General features: G+C 63.2%; 17 protein-coding genes. 15 read left to right on the top strand and 2 right to left on the bottom strand.

Going from position 1 to position 16,526, the window contains the following annotated elements; all coding sequences use genetic code 11:
* Positions 1-311: 311 nt before the first annotated feature.
* Both NP3_RS01710 and NP3_RS01705 read right to left on the bottom strand, forming a co-directional pair.
* Positions 312-1,118, bottom strand: coding sequence for a carboxymuconolactone decarboxylase family protein (locus tag NP3_RS01710; RefSeq protein WP_063037095.1), 807 nt, complete (start codon positions 1,116-1,118; stop codon positions 312-314).
* A 239-nt stretch (positions 1,119-1,357) separates the two neighbouring features.
* A complete protein-coding gene (locus NP3_RS01705) occupies positions 1,358-1,669 on the bottom strand; it encodes a hypothetical protein (protein WP_063037061.1) in 312 nt (103 codons plus the stop codon).
* A gap of 432 nt (positions 1,670-2,101) precedes the next feature.
* Between NP3_RS01705 and NP3_RS01695 the strand changes: the two genes are divergently transcribed.
* The 15 genes from NP3_RS01695 to NP3_RS01625 form a co-directional block, all read left to right on the top strand.
* Positions 2,102-2,998 (top strand): helix-turn-helix domain-containing protein, encoded by an 897-nt coding sequence (locus NP3_RS01695; RefSeq protein ID WP_063037057.1) that lies wholly within the window; start codon positions 2,102-2,104, stop codon positions 2,996-2,998.
* Complete coding sequence (locus NP3_RS01690) at positions 2,988-3,194, top strand: DUF397 domain-containing protein (RefSeq protein WP_063037055.1); 207 nt, start codon at positions 2,988-2,990, stop codon at positions 3,192-3,194. Before NP3_RS01695 ends, NP3_RS01690 begins: the two co-directional genes overlap by 11 nt.
* 165 nt (positions 3,195-3,359) lie before the next feature.
* Entirely contained in the window at positions 3,360-4,478 is a 1,119-nt protein-coding gene (locus NP3_RS01685) for a serine hydrolase domain-containing protein (RefSeq protein WP_063037053.1), read from the top strand.
* A 232-nt stretch (positions 4,479-4,710) separates the two neighbouring features.
* Entirely contained in the window at positions 4,711-6,450 is a 1,740-nt protein-coding gene (locus NP3_RS01680) for a hydroxysqualene dehydroxylase (RefSeq protein WP_245720759.1), read from the top strand.
* 29 nt (positions 6,451-6,479) lie between these two features.
* Positions 6,480-7,373, top strand: a complete 894-nt coding sequence (locus NP3_RS01675) for an NAD-dependent epimerase/dehydratase family protein (protein WP_063037051.1) — start codon at positions 6,480-6,482, stop codon at positions 7,371-7,373.
* Positions 7,374-7,770: 397 nt separating this feature from the next.
* Positions 7,771-7,995: a hypothetical protein gene (locus NP3_RS01670; protein ID WP_040695729.1), complete on the top strand. Its 225-nt coding sequence runs from the start codon at positions 7,771-7,773 to the stop codon at positions 7,993-7,995.
* Positions 7,995-8,183 carry a hypothetical protein gene (locus tag NP3_RS01665; RefSeq protein ID WP_063037049.1) on the top strand — a complete coding sequence of 63 codons (189 nt, stop codon included), beginning with the start codon at positions 7,995-7,997 and terminating at the stop codon, positions 8,181-8,183. The genes NP3_RS01670 and NP3_RS01665 overlap by 1 nt, the downstream gene beginning before the upstream one ends.
* Entirely contained in the window at positions 8,180-9,040 is an 861-nt protein-coding gene (locus NP3_RS01660; protein WP_063037047.1) for an MlaE family ABC transporter permease, read from the top strand. Before NP3_RS01665 ends, NP3_RS01660 begins: the two co-directional genes overlap by 4 nt.
* Position 9,041: 1 nt before the next feature.
* Positions 9,042-9,905 (top strand): ABC transporter permease, encoded by an 864-nt coding sequence (locus NP3_RS01655; protein WP_063037045.1) that lies wholly within the window; start codon positions 9,042-9,044, stop codon positions 9,903-9,905.
* Positions 9,906-9,911: 6 nt separating this feature from the next.
* Positions 9,912-11,303: an MCE family protein gene (locus NP3_RS01650; RefSeq protein WP_063037091.1), complete on the top strand. Its 1,392-nt coding sequence runs from the start codon at positions 9,912-9,914 to the stop codon at positions 11,301-11,303.
* Between the two features lie 4 nt (positions 11,304-11,307).
* Positions 11,308-12,330, top strand: a complete 1,023-nt coding sequence (locus NP3_RS01645) for an MCE family protein (RefSeq protein ID WP_063037089.1) — start codon at positions 11,308-11,310, stop codon at positions 12,328-12,330.
* Positions 12,327-13,331: an MCE family protein gene (locus NP3_RS01640; protein WP_063037044.1), complete on the top strand. Its 1,005-nt coding sequence runs from the start codon at positions 12,327-12,329 to the stop codon at positions 13,329-13,331. Before NP3_RS01645 ends, NP3_RS01640 begins: the two co-directional genes overlap by 4 nt.
* A complete protein-coding gene (locus NP3_RS01635) occupies positions 13,331-14,431 on the top strand; it encodes an MCE family protein (protein ID WP_063037042.1) in 1,101 nt (366 codons plus the stop codon). Before NP3_RS01640 ends, NP3_RS01635 begins: the two co-directional genes overlap by 1 nt.
* A complete protein-coding gene (locus NP3_RS01630; RefSeq protein WP_063037040.1) occupies positions 14,428-15,507 on the top strand; it encodes an MCE family protein in 1,080 nt (359 codons plus the stop codon). The genes NP3_RS01635 and NP3_RS01630 overlap by 4 nt, the downstream gene beginning before the upstream one ends.
* Positions 15,504-16,526: MCE family protein (locus NP3_RS01625; protein WP_063037038.1), on the top strand; the 1,023-nt coding region annotated here is incomplete at its 3' end. The genes NP3_RS01630 and NP3_RS01625, both read left to right, overlap by 4 nt.

The following is a 16,526-nucleotide window of genomic DNA, read 5'->3' as shown; positions in this document are numbered from 1 at the left end:
CATTCGGATATCCGGGAATTGTGGCTGGTACAGAGCCGCGATTGCAATCAAGAGCCGGTTGGTCTCAGTGATGACCGGGCGCGTTTCATCCTCTCCGTTCACGCTGGACACGGCGCCCGCTGCCGCCAATATCTGGCCGCCTCCGCGCACTGCTACCGGCGCACTGCCGAGAGGTAACCCGCGGCCCTGATGGGGGTTCCGGTGCGGCGCTCATCCGCAGAGAGTGCCGCACCGGGATGGGCCGAAAAGGCCTTGGGGGCAACCGTTATCGCTGTGGTGCCAAGGCGAATCGATCGGGCGTTACCTGCGCGTCAGTTGCCCGAGCGCTCCGCGAAAACCGCGCGTGCCACTGTGATTCCGTTGAGCGCGGCCGGAAATCCGGCGTAACCCGCCATCTGCGTGATGATTTCGACGACCTCGCTCTGGGTGCCACCGACGTTCAGCAGGCCGTGGATGTGCACGCCCAGTTGCGGCGCCACCGTGCCGAGCGCGGTGCACATGGCGACGGTGACCATCTCACGGGTCTTCAGGTCCAGCCCCGGACGCGAGTAGATATCGCCGAAGCTGTACTCGATGATGTAGCGCCCCAGATCCGGTGCGATGTCGCGCAGCGAGGCGATGACCTGTTCGCCTGCGTGCCCGTCGATCTCGGCGAGCTTGGCGCTCCCACGCTCGAACCGGTCACCGGTCGGTGCCGGTGCCGGTTCGGCCGGTGCGGGGAGATCGGTACGGGCGTCGAACACTTCGCGCGCCGCACTCAGTCCGTTCAGCGCGGCAGGGAACCCCGCATATACGCTGACATGGATCAGCGTCTCCACGATTTCCTCCCGCGTGCACCCCACATTCAGTGCCCCGTCGATATGGAAACGCAGCTGCGGCGCGGCATTTCCCATCGCGGCAAGCGCCGACACCGTCGCCAACTGCCGCTGCCGCAACGTCAACCCCGGCCGGGAGAGAATGTCGCCATATCCGAATTCGACGGTCAGCCGACCCAGGTCCGGTGCGATATCGGCGAGACTGTCCAGGACCGCGGGCCGCTCCTGCCCGCCGACCTGCCGAAGCAGCTCCAGTCCGCGCTCGAAACGATCATTGCTGGTAGAGGCCTGTGCGTTGGTCATGCCCCGAACTCTAGAAGTTGGAGTGTGCTCCAACGCAAGCATTGAATCGTAGCGGCTGTCCGGAGCCTCGAGCCATCCGTCTTCGCCGACCTCACACAGTGAACCGTCCGCGAGTTCACACAGCGGGCGGCTGTCCGACGGGGCGAGTTCGAGCTTGCGCCAAGTGTCTTGGTGGAAGGCGACGAGCAGCGCACTGACGGACGGCCAGATTTCGTTTCGCGGCAGTCGAGACATATGAGTCACGGCTCCAACGGGTCTGGATGATCGGCTGCGCTGAGGAGGGCGGCCCAGTAGTCATCGCGCAGGATGTCCCACAGGTCCTCGTGCCGGGGAAGTAGCTCGCGGGCGTCGGCCAAGTCCGGGTTCGCGTCGAACATGATCGTGCCGGGTTGGGCTCCGGGAAGCATTGTGCGCGACGGGAGTCGGTAGGCGGTGAATGATCGACCGGGGAGTTGCAGGCGCAGGATGCGCGCGGAACTTCCGATCAGCTGCCACACCGCGACCTTGCTGCCATCCTGGGTTCGCGTGGTGCGCAAGGCATCTCGACGCATCATGAAACCTCGCCGTTCGTGCGCCCGGTGCCGGGGGACTCGACACCCCGGCACAGGGACGACTCGGTGTCTACGGACTGATCCGCCCACTCACGAACCGCGTCCGCGACCCGCTCGACCACATCGGCTGGCGGGCCGCAGTAGATGGCTGGTGGACCGACGAACGGATCTCGCTGTGGCAGCTTTCTTTTCGGCACCTGCCGACCTCCCGAACCTCGACGGATGTATGTGCGCCCGGTCCCCGAAAACAACTCCTGATCTGGGAAGACTCTCTCCGCGCGCAAGTTCAGAACACCACCGGGCCGACGACCGCGCGAGTGAAATCCGAATGTTCAGATGAACTCGCCGAAAGCACCGAGACGCTGTGCGAATGTGCTGTAGAACGGTGTGCGGAATTCGAGCGAAACAGCATTCACTGTGGGGAGCAATGACATGCCTGAGGAGTCACCGACGCTGCTGCGTCGACAGCTTGGCCGTTTCCTCCGCGAGAAGCGCGAGGGGCGGGGCTTCGCAATCCAGGACGCCGCCAAGGCAGTCCAGCTCAGCTACAACGGTTTACAGCGACTGGAAACCGGCCGCACCGTCAACCCTCGCCGACAGGATGTGCGCGAGCTGTGCTCGTTGTATGAGGTGGACGACGGCGAGACGAAGCAGGCCGTGGATCTGGCCTCCCGTGCCGCTGCCGCGAAAGATGAGGACGGAATTACGTCTCTCGGCGGACTGTTTTCCGACGCGTTCAACATGTATGTCGGTTTGGAACGGTCGGCGCGTCGCCTCACGTCCTATGAAGTGCAGGTCCCGGGGCTACTGCAGACCGCTGATTACGCCCGTGCGCTGATCGGTGCGTTCCTGTACGACGGAACCCGCGATGAGGTTGAGCGCAGAGTCGAAGTGCGGTTGCGTCGCCAGGTGGTTGTCACCCGGAAAACCAGGCCTTTGGCGCTGGAGATACTTCTCGATGAATCCGCTTTGCATCGGGTTGTCGGAGGCCCGAGGGTGATGGCGGCGCAGCTTCGCCAACTCGCCGAGGTCAGCAAGCTGGACAATGTCAGCCTTCGAATACATCCCTACTCAGTGGGGTTCACGCGCGGGATCTTGCACAGCTCGTTCGCGATTCTGGACTTCGGCGTCGACAGCAAGGGCAAGGCAATCGAACCGCCAGTGGTGTACCTCGACGGCGGTATGAGTAGCGACCTTTACCTCGAGAAGCCCGAGCTGGTAGAGCGATACACTGAAATGGCTGACACTATCCGGCGGATAGCGCTGGACGAGAAAAGCACGCGAGACCTGCTACGCCAGGTAGCGAAGGAGAAGTACGGTGACCGTTGACCTGTCGGGAGCAGGCTGGTTCAAGAGCAGCTACAGCGCGTCGAATGGTCAGTGTGTCGAGGCCGCATTCCTCGACGGTGGCATGGTCGGCGTCCGCGATTCCAAGAATCCCACCGGCCCGGCCCTAGTCTTCACTTCAGGTGAATGGGCGGCGTTCACCGCTAGCGTGGCGGATCGTGAGTTCGAGCAGCAATAGTGCGTTCCGCCGCACGGTGCTGACGAATCCGGTCTGCCCTTCGGATCCGGCTCGATTCATATCTGGGCGGCAGACGATCACCCGGTGGTACTAGGGGGCCTCCCTGGGGAGATCTCAGGGAGCGACCCCGATGTGTGGGGCGAGGAAAATTCCTAGCGTCGAGGCATGCGCCTTGTGACGGTAGGTATTGCTGTTGGTGTGGTTGCTCTGCTTTCGGGATGTGCCGAGGATCCCGCTGCGCCGGTGGGGGTTTCGGAGGGCCGGATTCGGGTGGTTCAGGAGGATATCGATCGGGCGGTCGAGGGTGGTGTCACCGGGATGATCGCGACGTTGACCGAGAACGGGAAGACGGTCACACTCACGAGTGGAGTCGCCGATATCGGTGCTCGTGCGCCGATTCCGGTCGTGCCGCCACAGCGGGTGCGGATCGGCAGTATCAGCAAGACGTTCACCAGCGCGGTGGTGTTGCAGTTGGTGGCGGAGGGCAAGATTCGGCTCGATGATCCGGTGGACAACTATCTGCCGGGGCTGTTGCGGGGCGAGGGTATCGATGGGCGGGCGATCACCGTGCGCCAGATCCTGCGGCACCAAAGCGGTTTGCCGGAACTCACCGAAGACCCGCGCGTCGACGAGTATGCGGCGGCGCTGGCGGGACGGATCATGACACCCACCGAGCAGATCGCGATAATCCTCAGCAGGCCAGCGGATTTCGCGCCCGGTGCGCGGTTCGAGTACAGCAATTCAAATTACATCGTGGCGGATGTGCTGGTCGAACGGGTTACGGGTGCGGCGTATGTCGACGAGTTGAATCGGCGGATCCTCGAGCCGTTGGGGCTCGAAGACACCTACTTGCCCGCGCCGGGCGAGCTCGATATCCGGGGGCCGCATCCCAAGGGGTACGCCGATATCGATGGTGTGCTGACCGATGTGTCACGCATCGAACCTTCGGTGCCGTGGGGTGCGGGCGGAATGGTCTCCACCGGCGACGATCTGAATCGCTTCTATCAAGCGCTGCTGGCCGGACAGGTCGTCCCGGCCGCCGAACTGCGGGAGATGCGGACCGGCGTGCCGATGGGACAGGCGGATATGAACTACGGACTCGGCATCGGCTCCACTCACCTGCCCTGTGGCGCAGAGTATGTCGGGCACACCGGAGGAATCTACGGATTCCTCACGGTCTCCGGCGCGACACCGGATGGTCGGGCGGTGACCTACGCCTACACCAAGTCGCCGAAAGCCATGCCCGATCTGACGACCATACTCTCGCACGCTCTCTGTCCTTGAAAAGAATTATTAGCAACATCGTGGCAGTGTGATGGATGCCCTGAATGAGTGATCTTGGAATAGTTGACCTCGATTTCGCTCGACGGATACATCGCCGAAACTGCCTCATGGCCGAAGAATAGTCAGTAACATCTTGCGACATCGCAGGCGCCTGTGCGCGGCTCACATGGACGTGGCAGGCCGGATGGTCGGGAGATTCAGCATGCGGACCAAGCAGTCGCGACGAACATTCATGAGGAACGCCGCTATGGCCGGTGGTGTCGCCGCCGCCATGACATTGGCGCCCACCGGCCGGGCGAGCGCCCAGCCGGGCCGGTCCGTGGCGATCTTCGGTGCGGGTCCGGCGGGTCTGACCGCCGCACACGAACTAGCCGAACGCGGTTTCTCGGTCACGGTGTACGAGAAGCTCGGCGCTTTCGGCGGCAAGACCCGCAGCATCTACGCCGACGACCTACCCGGCGAACACGGATTCCGCAGCTTCTTCGGCTTCTATCACAATCTGCCCGATACGCTGCGTCGAATCCCCGTCCCCGGCAATGCGAACGGCGTGTGGGACAACCTCGTCCGACTCAATGCGGCCATGATCGCGAGCATGGACCGGCGCAATCTCACCGTCCCGCTGCCGTTCCCGCTGCCGTTCTCGCAATTCCCGATGACGCCCAAGGGATTCATCGACTCCGTCGCTTCGGTCTTCGAATCGCTGTTCCGACTGCCGCTGCACGAAGCGGTTTTCGCCGCGGAGCGCCTAGCCGTCTACGTCTCCAGCAGCACCGAACGCAAATTGGGGCAGTGGGAGCGGATGACCTGGACCGATTTCGCGCGCCTGGACAACTCGTCCCCGGAATACAACCGTTTCCTCGGCGACGGCTTCATCCGCGAGCTCGTCGCCACCAAATCCCGTAACTGCAGCGCACATTCGATCGGGCTGGTCGGCGAGGAGTACGTGTGGTCGGTGTTGAACCTGAACAACGACAGCGACGGCAAGGGCAACGACCGCGTGCTCAACGGCCCGACCAGCGAGGCGTGGATCAATCCGTGGATCGACTATCTGCGCTCGATCGGCGTTACTTTCGAACTCGGCCAGCGCCTTTCGGGGTTCGACAGCGATGGCGCGCACCTCACCTCCGCCACCGTGACCGACCAGGGCGGCGCGCGTCATCGGGTGGAGGCCGACTATTACCTCTCCGCAATCCCGCTCGACAAGTTCCCCGACGTAATTACCGACGATATGGTGGCGGCCGATCCGAATCTCGAGCGCATTCGGAACCTGCAGGCCGCCTGGATGGTCGGTATCCAATTCTTCCTTCGCAAACGCGTCGACCTGGCCAATGGCCACGTCGGCTACAACGACGCGCCATGGGGTTTGACCTCGATCAGCGAGGCCCAGTTCTGGCGACGGCCAGTGACTACCTACGGCGACGGCAGTGTCCAGGATGTGTTGTCCGCCATCATTTCCGAATGGGAGGAGCCGGGTACCTTCAACCGCAAGACCGCCAAGCAGTGCACGCCCGAGGAGATCGCCCGCGAAACCTGGGCGCAGATCAAGGCGCACGTCAATGACGACGGCGAAATCCAGCTCGCCGACGAAATGTTGCACTCCTGGATGATCGACCCGGCCCTCACCGACGCCGGTACACCCGGAATCGCCTACGACGACGCCATTTTCATCCAGAACCCGGGCTCCTGGTTCGACCGCCCCGACGCCGCCACCGCGATCGATAACCTCTTCCTCGCGGGCGACTGGATCAAGACCGGCATGAACGTCGCCTGTATGGAGGGCGCGAACGAAGGCGGCCGCCTCGCCGCCAATGCCATCCTGCACGCCTCCGGCTCGCCAGCCGGACCGGCCACCATCACCCCGCGCTTCACAATGCCGCTCTGGGAACCGCTCGAGCTCGTCGACCGCGAACTCTACCGAGCGGGCCAACCTAATATGTTCGACATCATCGACCGTCGCTACCCGATCCGGTAGCCCACCAGAGCCTTCCATAGGCTCGCGCCATGCGCGTACTTGTCACGGGAGCGGCGGGCTACCTCGGCACAGCTGTCGTCTCGGCCCTGCGGGAGACCGGGCACGATGCTGTCGCCATGGTGCGTGCGGAGCGACCGAACATCGTGCATGCCAGCGAGATTCGAGTTGCGGACTTACTCGACCCTGCCGCACTTCGACGTGCGGTCGACGGCGTAGATGCGGTGTGTCATCTGGCCGGGCTGACCAGGGTGCGGGAGTCGATGACCGACCCCCTGCGGTACTTCGGGGTCAACACCGTCGGGACCATCGCCCTGCTCGATGCCATGGCGAGCGCCGAGGTGCCCCGGCTCGTATTCGCCTCGACCGGTGCGATCTACGGCGATGTGGGCGGTCGGCCGATCACCGAGGAGTTGCCCGACGACCCGCCGCACCCCTACGCGAGCAGCAAGCTGGCGGCTGAAAAGGCCGTCGAAGCCCACGATGGCGCCGCTGTCGTTCTTCGGCTGTTGAATGTGGCCGGGGGCCGCGATCCGGATCCCACTCGGCTCATCCCGAGGGTGTTCAGCGCTGCGGCGCGGAATGAACCGTTGGCGATCAACGGCGACGGCACGACGGTCCGTGACTATGTGCACGTGACCGATGCCGCGAATGCGTTCGTGGCCGGGCTCGAACACCTGCCGCCGCCGGGCGTGACCGAGCGGTACGTCATCGGCAGCGGACGGGGCACGAGTGTCCGCCAGGTGGTTGCCGCTGTGGAGAAGGTATCGGGACGACGCGTGGCACTCATCCACCGCCCAGCGGTGCCTGAGCCGAGTTCGCTGGTCGCCGATCCGGCCAAGGCGATGGACCAATTGTGTTGGATGTCAAAGTGTTCCGGCATCGAAGCGATCGTCGACCAGATGTGGCAAGCCTACTCGGGCTAGCGCTCGGATCGGGTTCTTCCACATGTGGATGCGGCGGCGCAGATCGGCCATCGGTCCGTCGCTGTCACCGTGGTGGGCTGGATTGCCGCGGAAATCCGCGTTGCTCGTCATCGAACGCTCCTGCGTCGAACCGGCCCGAGGCGGTCTGGGATCCAGTATGTTACTGATGATTCTCCTTCATGTGGACCGAGTTTAGCTGGCTGTACAGGGTTCTCTGGCGAGATTTGCTGAACTAAGTGTTCTCAAGTTCTTCCGCAACTGAAGGAATCATGCGTAACATACGCACCTATACCCGACCGATCGCAGCGTGATCGGCCGCACTCGCGCCGCAGCGATACCTCGCCCCGGCGTGTGTCCGGCTGTGCCGCTGAGGCGGCGGGGGAAAGGACACAGGCGCATGCTCAAGAAGCTGGATCGAATATTCAGCTACGAGATGAAGGTCTCCGAATTCCTCGGCACCATCATCATTCTCGCCATTCCATACGGGCTCGTCGGCCTCATCTGGACGCTGACCCACACCAGCCATCTGCACCGCATGCACGGCATCGACGTGGTCATATCCTTCCTCGGCTCGATCGTGTGCTGGCCGGTGCTCACCTTCTCGAATGTGTGCATGACCTGATGATGATCTTGGTTTGGCTCATCGACATCTTGGTGATCGGCGTCAAGATCCTCGGGGGGCGTATGAAAGTCAATCCGGTGCTGCGGTTCGGGCTCTGGCTCGCCGTGCTCAGCACCGGCGTCGCCGGTATCGCCGTGATCGGCTATCTGCTCGTCCTGCTGCAGCATCAACTCAGCGAGTCGGCATGAGCACTCGACTCACCGAACGGCCGACTGAGCCAACAGATCTGGAGCGGGCCGTCGAGGTTTTGAAAGGCCTGTGGCAACGGCATCCACAGCGGTCGCTGGAGACCTTGGGTCGCCAGGTACGGCTGATGCGCGATGCCTTCATCGAGATGCTGCGCGCGATGTTCGTGCGCCGCTTCTCATTCCACGAGTTCATCAAGCAGTGCGCGTTCATGGCAAGCGTTTCCGCCGCACCCACCGTATTCGTCGCGATCCCGGTGGCCGTTGTCGTGTCGATCCAGGTCGGCGCGCTGGTGAATCAGGTTGGTGCGACGACATTTATCGGCGCGGTCAGCGGTCTCGGCATTATTCGGCAGGGTGCGCCGCTGGTCACTTCGCTGATGATCGCGGGCGCGGTCGGTTCGGCCATCTGCGCAGATCTCGGCTCCCGCACCATTCGCGAGGAGATCGACGCGATGATGGTGATGGGCGTCGATCCGGTGCGCCGACTGGTCGCGCCGCGACTGCTGGCCGCGATCCTGGTCAGCATTTTGCTGTGCGGATTCGTGGTTTTCGTCGGCTTCGCCACCGGCTATATGTTCAACGTGTACGCCCAGGGCGGCACGGCAGGCTCGTTCATCAGCACTTTCGCCTCCTTCGCGGTGGCGAACGATCTGGTGGTCGCCCTGGTCAAGGCGGCCATCTTCGGTGCGCTGACCGCGATCATCGCCTGCGATATCGGACTGCACACCAAGGGCGGTCCAGGTGGGGTCGCCAACTCGGTGAACGCCGCGGTGGTCAATTCGGCGCTGATGCTGTTCGCGACGAACATCATCATCACCCAGATCTACAACACGCTCTTCCCGGCGAAGGTGATCTGAGATGGGCACCCGATACACCCCGCCCGCGCTGAAGCCGTTTCGCGCGGTCGGCGCGGTCGCCATCGTGCCGGTTCAGGCCAACCGACGGCTCGGCCACCAGGGGATCACCTTCTGCCGAGCGGTGGCGGCAATTCCGTTCGTGCTCAGGCACTATCGCAAGGAAGTGCTGCGGCTGACCGCCGATGTGGGCTGGGGCAATGGTTCGCTCATTGTCGGCGGCGGCACGGTCGGTGTGGTCATCATCCTGTGCGGATTCGGCGGGATCACTGTCGGCATGGAGTCCTACACCGCACTGAATCTGCTCACCATGAATCCGTTGACCGGCGCGATCTCCGGTTTCGCGACGACGCGCGAGATCGGCCCGATCCTGGCGACTTTGGCCTTCGCCATCCAGGCGGGCTGCCGATTCACCGCGCAATTGGGTGCGATGCGGATCTCCGAGGAGATCGATGCGCTGGAATCCATTGCCATCAGGCCACTTCCGTATCTGGTGACCACGCGGATGATCGCCGCGACACTGACCATCGTCCCGCTCTACAGCGTCGGTCTCGCCGTTGCCTATCTGATGACGAAGCTGTCCGTGCTGTTCCTCGGCGGCACCTCCGCCGGGACCTACGACCATTACTTCTTCCAGTTCCTCAACGGTATCGATGTCTTGTTCTCGGTCGTCAAGGTCGTGGTGTTCGTGCTCATTTCGACCTTCATCCAGTGCTACTACGGCTATATCGCCACCGGTGGCCCGGAAGGCGTCGGCCACGCGGCCGGGCGCGCGATCAAGATGGTGATCGTCGTCATGGTGTTCGTGAATCTGTTTCTGACCCTTGCAATCTGGGGCATCGACCCCGGATTCCGGATTTCGGGGTAGGTGGCGATGCTGCTCGATCCAAGTGGGCGCGGACCCACCGCACGTCAACTCACGCTCGCTGGAATAGCCATGACCACGGCCGCCGCATTGCTGCTGTACCTGCTCGGCCTGCGCTATACCGGCTATTTCCAGGACAAGGTCTCGGTTGTCGCGGTGCTCACCAGTACCGGTGACGGGTTGCCGACCCATGCCGATGTGAAGTTCCGTGGCATGGTCGTCGGTACCGTGGCCGGTGTCGATGTCGTCGCCGAGGGTGAACGTCAGGATGCGGCCCTGGATCTGAAACCGGCTGTGGCGGGCTTTATTCCGGCGAATGTCACGGCCCGGGTGATCCCCAACAATATCTTCGGCGTGACCGCCATCGAACTCGTCGACAACGGGCACGCCACCGAAACCCTGCGCGCGGGGGCCCGGATTTCCGAGGACACCAGCGAAGGCACCGTGCAGCTGCAGACCACGCTCAGTGTGCTGCGCGATGTGCTCGATCATATCCAGCCGGAGAAGCTGGGCCGGGTGCTCGCGACACTCGCCGACGCACTCGATCCCGCCGCGCGGGTGCCGGGTTCCACCATCGAACGCCTCGATACCTGGCTCACCCAGGTGCACGCGACTCCCGGCATCGGCGATCTGCTCGGCAACCTCGGCCGGGCCGTGACGGCGCTGAGCGTTTCGGCGCCGGAGTTGGTCGGTGTGCTGTCGGATTCGGTGACCACCGCACGCACGCTCACCGAGCGGCGTGACAACCTCGTCGCGCTGCTGACCAATGCCAGCGGCGCGGTCGATTCGGTCAATGCGCTTTTCGCACGTAATCCGGACGCCGGGAAGGACTTGGTCGTCGGACTCGACGGCCTGTTCGGCGGTCTGGCCAGGGATCCTCAGGCCATCCCGGATACCGCCGCCAATTTCAATGCCGCGCTGCAACGAGTGCGCACGACCTTCGGGTTCGGACCGAGCCGACAGATGGTGTGGAAGATGGATGTCAGCTTCACGCCCTTCCAGCAGTACACGGCCAAGGACTGTCCGCACTACGGCACCATGGCCGGTCCGCGGTGTGGAGGCAGTACGGTACCGGATGTCGCACCGCCGCAGGAGTTTCCGCCGCAGCTGATGCCGCAGCGGTTGGCAGCCGCGGGACCGGCGCCCATTGCTCCGGCACAGGGGCTACCGAGTATCCCCGGACTGCCGAGTATTCCGGGGCTGCACACGATTCCGGGCATCACCGCGCCTGCCGCTGCGACGGATCGACCCGTCCAGCCGAATTCGAATCTGCGCGGACTCGATGCCGCGGCGGCGATAGTCGGCGGTCGGCCGACCACCGCGCAATACCTGCTCTTGGCTCCGGTACTGGCCGGTGGTTCGGTAACCGTGTACGACACCGCACCGGATGAAGGGCGGTGAATACATGAAATCAGGGAAAGCACTGGCCGGATTCAGTCTGTTCGCCGTGGTCGCGGTGCTGTTGACGTACACGATCTGGTCGACGCTGCAACGTTCGGTGAGCGGCGATACCGATTCGTACTCGGCCACTTTCACCGACGTGCTCGGACTGCGCATCGGCGATGACATCCGGATGGCGGGTGTGCGGGTCGGGCGGGTCGACGCCATCGATTTCGACGGCGACTACAAGGCGCGCGTGGACTTCCGTATCCAGCACGATCAGCGGCTGACAACGACGACGAAAGCCCTGGTGCGGTACCAGAATCTGATCGGCCAGCGCTATATCGCGCTGGTTCCGGGCAAGGACGAGGGCACGGCGCTGACCGCCGGATCCGCGATTCCCGTCGAGCGCACCGAACCGTCGTTCGATGTGTCATCGTTGCTGTCGGGTTTCGAACCGCTGTTCAGTGTGCTGCAACCGGACCAGGTCAATTCGCTGTCGGAGACCCTGATCCAGGCCCTGCAAGGCAACAATGTATCGCTCAGTGCGCTGATCACCCAGGCTGCCGAACTCGCGGGCACCTTCGGTCAGCGCGACAAGATTCTCGGCGATGTCATCGGCAATCTCAGCAGTGTGATCGCGGGCCTGGCCAATCGCAGCGGTGAATTGGAAACCCTGATCACGCAGGCGCGTTCGCTGGTGGAATCGCTCTACGCGCAGGGCGAATCGCTGAAGTCGTCAGTCGATACGGTGGCGAAATCCACCGATTCGCTGGCGGCGCTGATCGGTCAGGTGAAGCCGAATCTGGCTCGGGCACAGAACGATGCGACCAGCGGCGTCGCCCTGCTGATTCTCAATGGTGCGTCGTTGGATCAGGCGGCGGTAGAGCTGCCGACCATTCTCAATGGTCTCGCCCGGTTCACCAGCTACGGCGCGTACGCCAACGCCTATATCTGCTCGCTGGACGTCTCGCTATGGGGCGTGCTGCTGCCACCGGGGCTGTTCTCGCAGGTGGGCGGCAATTCCCATTCGGAGGTCTGCCGATGACGGCACTACTGGGTCGGATACGCAATCGCTTGTTGTGGCTGGGACTGCTCGCGGCCGGTTCGGTCGTCGTGCTGTTGGTCGGCTCGAGTGCGTTATCGCAGGCGCATCTCGGCGACAAGACGATTCATGCCGAATTCGCGCAAGCGGCGGGTCTGCGATCGGGAGCATCCGTGGATGTCTCCGGCATCGAGGTCGGTTCGGTGAGTGCCGTGCGACTCGACGGCGCGAAGGTCGTCGTGGATCTGAAGGTGCGCAAGGATCTTCGACTCGGTCCGGACGCCTCGGCCGCCATCAAGATGACGACCATCCTCGGCAAGCTGCACGTCGAGTTGGTGCCGGGTAATGGAAAAGGACTGCCGGACAACCGGATTCCACTGAAGCAGACTTCGGTGCCCTACAACCTCGGCAAGGTCATCCGGGATCCGAACTACAAATCGTCCTTCGAGCGGATCGAACGCCTGGACCCGGCGAAACTGCGGCAGTCACTGGATGTGCTCAGCCAGCAGATGGGTGACTCGCCGCAGCTCACCGTCGAGGCGCTGAACAGCATCGGCGCGCTGGCCAAGGTGATCAATGATCGCCGCGACGAGGTGGACACACTGCTGAAGAGCATGGATCAGGTGGCCGAGCTGGCCTCCGACAACCGCAATAGCGTGCTGCTGCTACTGACCCGCGGCGAGGCCATCGGCAATGCCGTCGCACTGCGGCAGAACCTGCTGAAACAATTGCTCGACAATGTCGCGAGCCTGTCGCGGCTGCTGCAGGACATGGGCTTGGAGAACCAGGACCAACTCGGTCCCCTCATCCAGAATCTGAACACCATGTCCGAGGGCCTGGAAAAGAACCGGGACAACCTCGATTCGCTCTACGAGATCATGCCGGTCGCATTGCGGCAGTTCAACAATGCCCTCGGCAACGGCCCGTACGGCGATGTGTGGGCGCCATGGGTATTCCCGGACAACTGGCTGTGCTTCGCCCAAGCCGTACAGGGGTGCAATTGATGAAGATCGGTACCTTGCTGAAATCGACGGTGCTCGGCCTCGCCGCAACGGTGGCGACCGGTTGTTCGCTGCTACCCGACAGCCTCACCGCACTGCCCGATCAGTATCTCGGTGAACATCTGCAGATCAGTGCCGACTTCGAGAATGTCGCCGGTCTATATGCGGGCAATGACGTTGCGGTGCTCGGTGTTCCGGTCGGCCGGGTCGATACCGTGACCCCCAAGGGCAGTTATGTCGAAGTCACGATGTCCATCGATAAGGGCGTGCGCATTCCGGCCGACGCCATGGCGGCGCTGGTCTCACCACAGCTGATCACCAATCGGCATGTGGAACTCGCCCCGGCCTACGAAGGCAACGGTCCGGTGCTGACCGACGGTCAGCACATCCCGCTCGCCCGGACTCGTACCCCGGTCGAACTCGACCGCATTCTGGAAACCTTCGATCAACTCGGCGCGGCCTTGAAGGGCGACAACGAAACCGGCCCGATGGCGAGCCGCGTGCTGTTCCCGCTGCTGAACGGCAATGGCGACAAGCTGCGTGAAACGCTGGACGATCTGTCGTCGGCATTCGAGGTCACCCTCGCCAATGGCGATCAGATCTCCAGTACCATCGTCAAACTCAATGAAATCACCGAGATCATCGCCCAGAACGACCAGACGGTAAGGGATTTCAGCGGGCGGCTCACCGAACTCGTGCAACTGATGGGGGAGCAGGCGCCGGGTTTGCAGGCGGTGATCACCCAGCTCAACGACTTCGTCACCAATACCTCGACCGTGGTCGGCCAGAATCGCGAACAACTACTCGGTGCGCTCACCCGATTCACGACATTGACCGCGCAGATGCGGGCCAATGCCCGCGGGCTCACCGAAATCACCGATGTGACACCGCTGTTCTTCGAGAACTTCTCGAATGCCGTGAGCCGTGAGAACCGGGCACTGCGCCTGCACGGTCTGCTGGACAAAGCGGTGCTGGACGGTGCGGCGCTTTCGCTGTTCTGCGAGCGTATCCAGCTGCGTCTCGACGGCTGCCGGACCGGGAAGATCCAGGACTTCGGCCCCGACTTCGGATTGACCGCCGCACTCCTCGGGATCACCAAATGAGGGCGGCGCGCTCGGCTTTCGTCGCGGCGATGGTTGTTGTCGCCTCGGCGGGGTGTGCCGTGACGGTCGACAATGTGCCGCTGCCCAAGCCGGGCATCGGCGGGCCGGGTTATGAGTTGCATGCCGTTTTCAAGGACGCACTCAATCTGCCCGCGAATGCACACGTGACGATCGGCGGCACCGAAATCGGCATGGTCTCCAAGATCAGCACCACGAACTTTCTCGCCGATGTGGAAATGCGGATCCGGCAGGATATTCAGCTGCCCCGCGGCACCACCGCCGAACTGCGCCAGGCTACTCCGCTCGGTGACATGTTCGTCGCCATGACGCTGCCCGCCAAGCAAGAGAGCGCCGAAATGCTGCGTCCCGGTGACACGATCGCGCCCGACCATACCGGCACCGGCGCGTCGGTCGAACAGTTGATGATGTCGATCTCCATGCTGCTCAACGGCGGTGGGCTCAATCAGGTGGCCCGGATAACCACCGAGATGAATTCGATGTTCGCCGGTCGGGCACCGCAGCTGTCACATCTGATCACCGAGATGACCGATGTGCTCGCGGCACTCAACGCACGCACCGCCGACGTCGACAGTGTGCTCTCCGGACTGAATGTGCTCACCGGCGAATTGGCCAGGCGCAAGGCGGAATTGGGTGCGGCTGCGGATACCTTCCCGCCGTTGATCGGACTGGTCGCCGAAAACAACAGGAGTATCGCCGAACTCGTCGCCAAGGTCTCGGTCACCATGTCCGCGCTCGGTGATTTCACCGACACCACCGGCCCGGAGTTCCTGAGCCTGTTCGACAGTATTCAGCGGCTGATGTCCGGCTTCACCCGGATGGGTGACAATTTGGCGGGGACGCTGGACGGGCTGCACGCCATCTATCCCAATGTCATGGCCAGTTATGACGGACCGGTGCTTGCGGTCGCCGCCACGGTTTCTTATCTCGATATCGGTGCGCTCACCGATCCGAACGGTAGCCGCTGGCCGGAAATCGGCGATGTACCCGCATTCATCGGCAGTCTGGCCGAGGTGATCCAGAAGGTCATCGGGCGGTTGCAGGGCGGTGGGCGATGAATATTCCGCTGTGGCACTGGCTGGTTCGGCATCGGATCGCGGTGGCGAATATCGGGCTGATCGTCGTGTTGATTCTCGGCATGTCCTATCTCGGTGCGGCCGTGCTGCGGATCAATCCGCTGCCGAGCACCTACCGGGTCCGGGTCGAGCTGAAGAGTTCGGGCGGACTCGCGCCGAACAATGACGTCACCTTCCGCGGCAGCCGGGTCGGCAAGGTACTCGACGTTCGGGTATCCGGTGACGGTGTCGCCGCCATCGCCGAAATCAATGACACCGCAAAGATTCCGGTGGGCGGCACCGTCGCCGTCGGCAGGCTCTCGGCGGCGGGGGAGCAGTACCTCGACTTCCGCCCCGACTCCGACAGCGGACCGTATCTGTCCGACGGCTCGATCGTCGATCGGTCGGCCACGAGCACACCGGTGACGGTGCAGTCCGTGCTCACGAATATGAGCGGGCTGATCGGCGGGATGAATCCGGCCCGACTCAATGTGATCATCGATGAACTCGACAAGGCCCTGGCCGGTGGTCCGGATCGGTTGCGCAATATGGTCGCCGGAATCAGCCGGGCCATGTCCGGACTGAATGATCTGCTCCCGCAAACCCAGCGACTCATCGATAACCTGCAGGTGATCGCAGAAACCACCACGCACGCCCAACCCGATCTGACCACGCTGACCACCGGCTCGAGCACACTGTTCCAACAGTTGACCGCGGCCGATCAGGAAGTGCGCAAATTCCTCGAACTCGGGCCCGGCCAATTGGCCACACTCGGCGGCATCGTGCACGACACGCAGGACCCGATGACCAATCTGATCACCAACTTCGTCGCCATCACCAAGGCCGCCAAGTTGCGCCAACCGGCCATCGAGGCGCTGTTCCCGGCGCTGCGCGCGGGTTCGGAAGCCATCGGAATTCCGGCACACGACAACGCCTTCAACACAATGGTCGATCCGTGGCCGCGTCCGACCTGTGATTACGACACGATCCCGGTGGTGCCGACCGATAAGACCGCCGATACC

The sequence above is a fragment of the Nocardia pseudovaccinii NBRC 100343 genome (assembly GCF_001613225.1).
In the GTDB taxonomy this organism is placed as follows: Bacteria; Actinomycetota; Actinomycetes; order Mycobacteriales; family Mycobacteriaceae; genus Nocardia; species Nocardia pseudovaccinii.
Note: the sequence above shows the minus strand (reverse complement) of the source record. Positions and strands in the feature narration are given on the sequence as shown.

What these genes read in the sequence shown, in the direction of transcription:
- NP3_RS01710 (WP_063037095.1), bottom strand. Translation starts at nt 1,118, where the DNA reads ATGACCAACGCACAGGCCTCTACCAGCAATGATCGTTTCGAGCGCGGA.
- NP3_RS01705 (WP_063037061.1), bottom strand. Translation starts at nt 1,669, where the DNA reads ATGCGTCGAGATGCCTTGCGCACCACGCGAACCCAGGATGGCAGCAAG.
- NP3_RS01695 (WP_063037057.1), top strand. Translation starts at nt 2,102, where the DNA reads ATGCCTGAGGAGTCACCGACGCTGCTGCGTCGACAGCTTGGCCGTTTC.
- NP3_RS01685 (WP_063037053.1), top strand. Translation starts at nt 3,360, where the DNA reads ATGCGCCTTGTGACGGTAGGTATTGCTGTTGGTGTGGTTGCTCTGCTT.
- NP3_RS01680 (WP_245720759.1), top strand. Translation starts at nt 4,711, where the DNA reads ATGAGGAACGCCGCTATGGCCGGTGGTGTCGCCGCCGCCATGACATTG.
- NP3_RS01675 (WP_063037051.1), top strand. Translation starts at nt 6,480, where the DNA reads ATGCGCGTACTTGTCACGGGAGCGGCGGGCTACCTCGGCACAGCTGTC.
- NP3_RS01670 (WP_040695729.1), top strand. Translation starts at nt 7,771, where the DNA reads ATGCTCAAGAAGCTGGATCGAATATTCAGCTACGAGATGAAGGTCTCC.
- NP3_RS01665 (WP_063037049.1), top strand. Translation starts at nt 7,995, where the DNA reads ATGATGATCTTGGTTTGGCTCATCGACATCTTGGTGATCGGCGTCAAG.
- NP3_RS01660 (WP_063037047.1), top strand. Translation starts at nt 8,180, where the DNA reads ATGAGCACTCGACTCACCGAACGGCCGACTGAGCCAACAGATCTGGAG.
- NP3_RS01655 (WP_063037045.1), top strand. Translation starts at nt 9,042, where the DNA reads ATGGGCACCCGATACACCCCGCCCGCGCTGAAGCCGTTTCGCGCGGTC.
- NP3_RS01650 (WP_063037091.1), top strand. Translation starts at nt 9,912, where the DNA reads ATGCTGCTCGATCCAAGTGGGCGCGGACCCACCGCACGTCAACTCACG.
- NP3_RS01645 (WP_063037089.1), top strand. Translation starts at nt 11,308, where the DNA reads ATGAAATCAGGGAAAGCACTGGCCGGATTCAGTCTGTTCGCCGTGGTC.
- NP3_RS01640 (WP_063037044.1), top strand. Translation starts at nt 12,327, where the DNA reads ATGACGGCACTACTGGGTCGGATACGCAATCGCTTGTTGTGGCTGGGA.
- NP3_RS01635 (WP_063037042.1), top strand. Translation starts at nt 13,331, where the DNA reads ATGAAGATCGGTACCTTGCTGAAATCGACGGTGCTCGGCCTCGCCGCA.
- NP3_RS01630 (WP_063037040.1), top strand. Translation starts at nt 14,428, where the DNA reads ATGAGGGCGGCGCGCTCGGCTTTCGTCGCGGCGATGGTTGTTGTCGCC.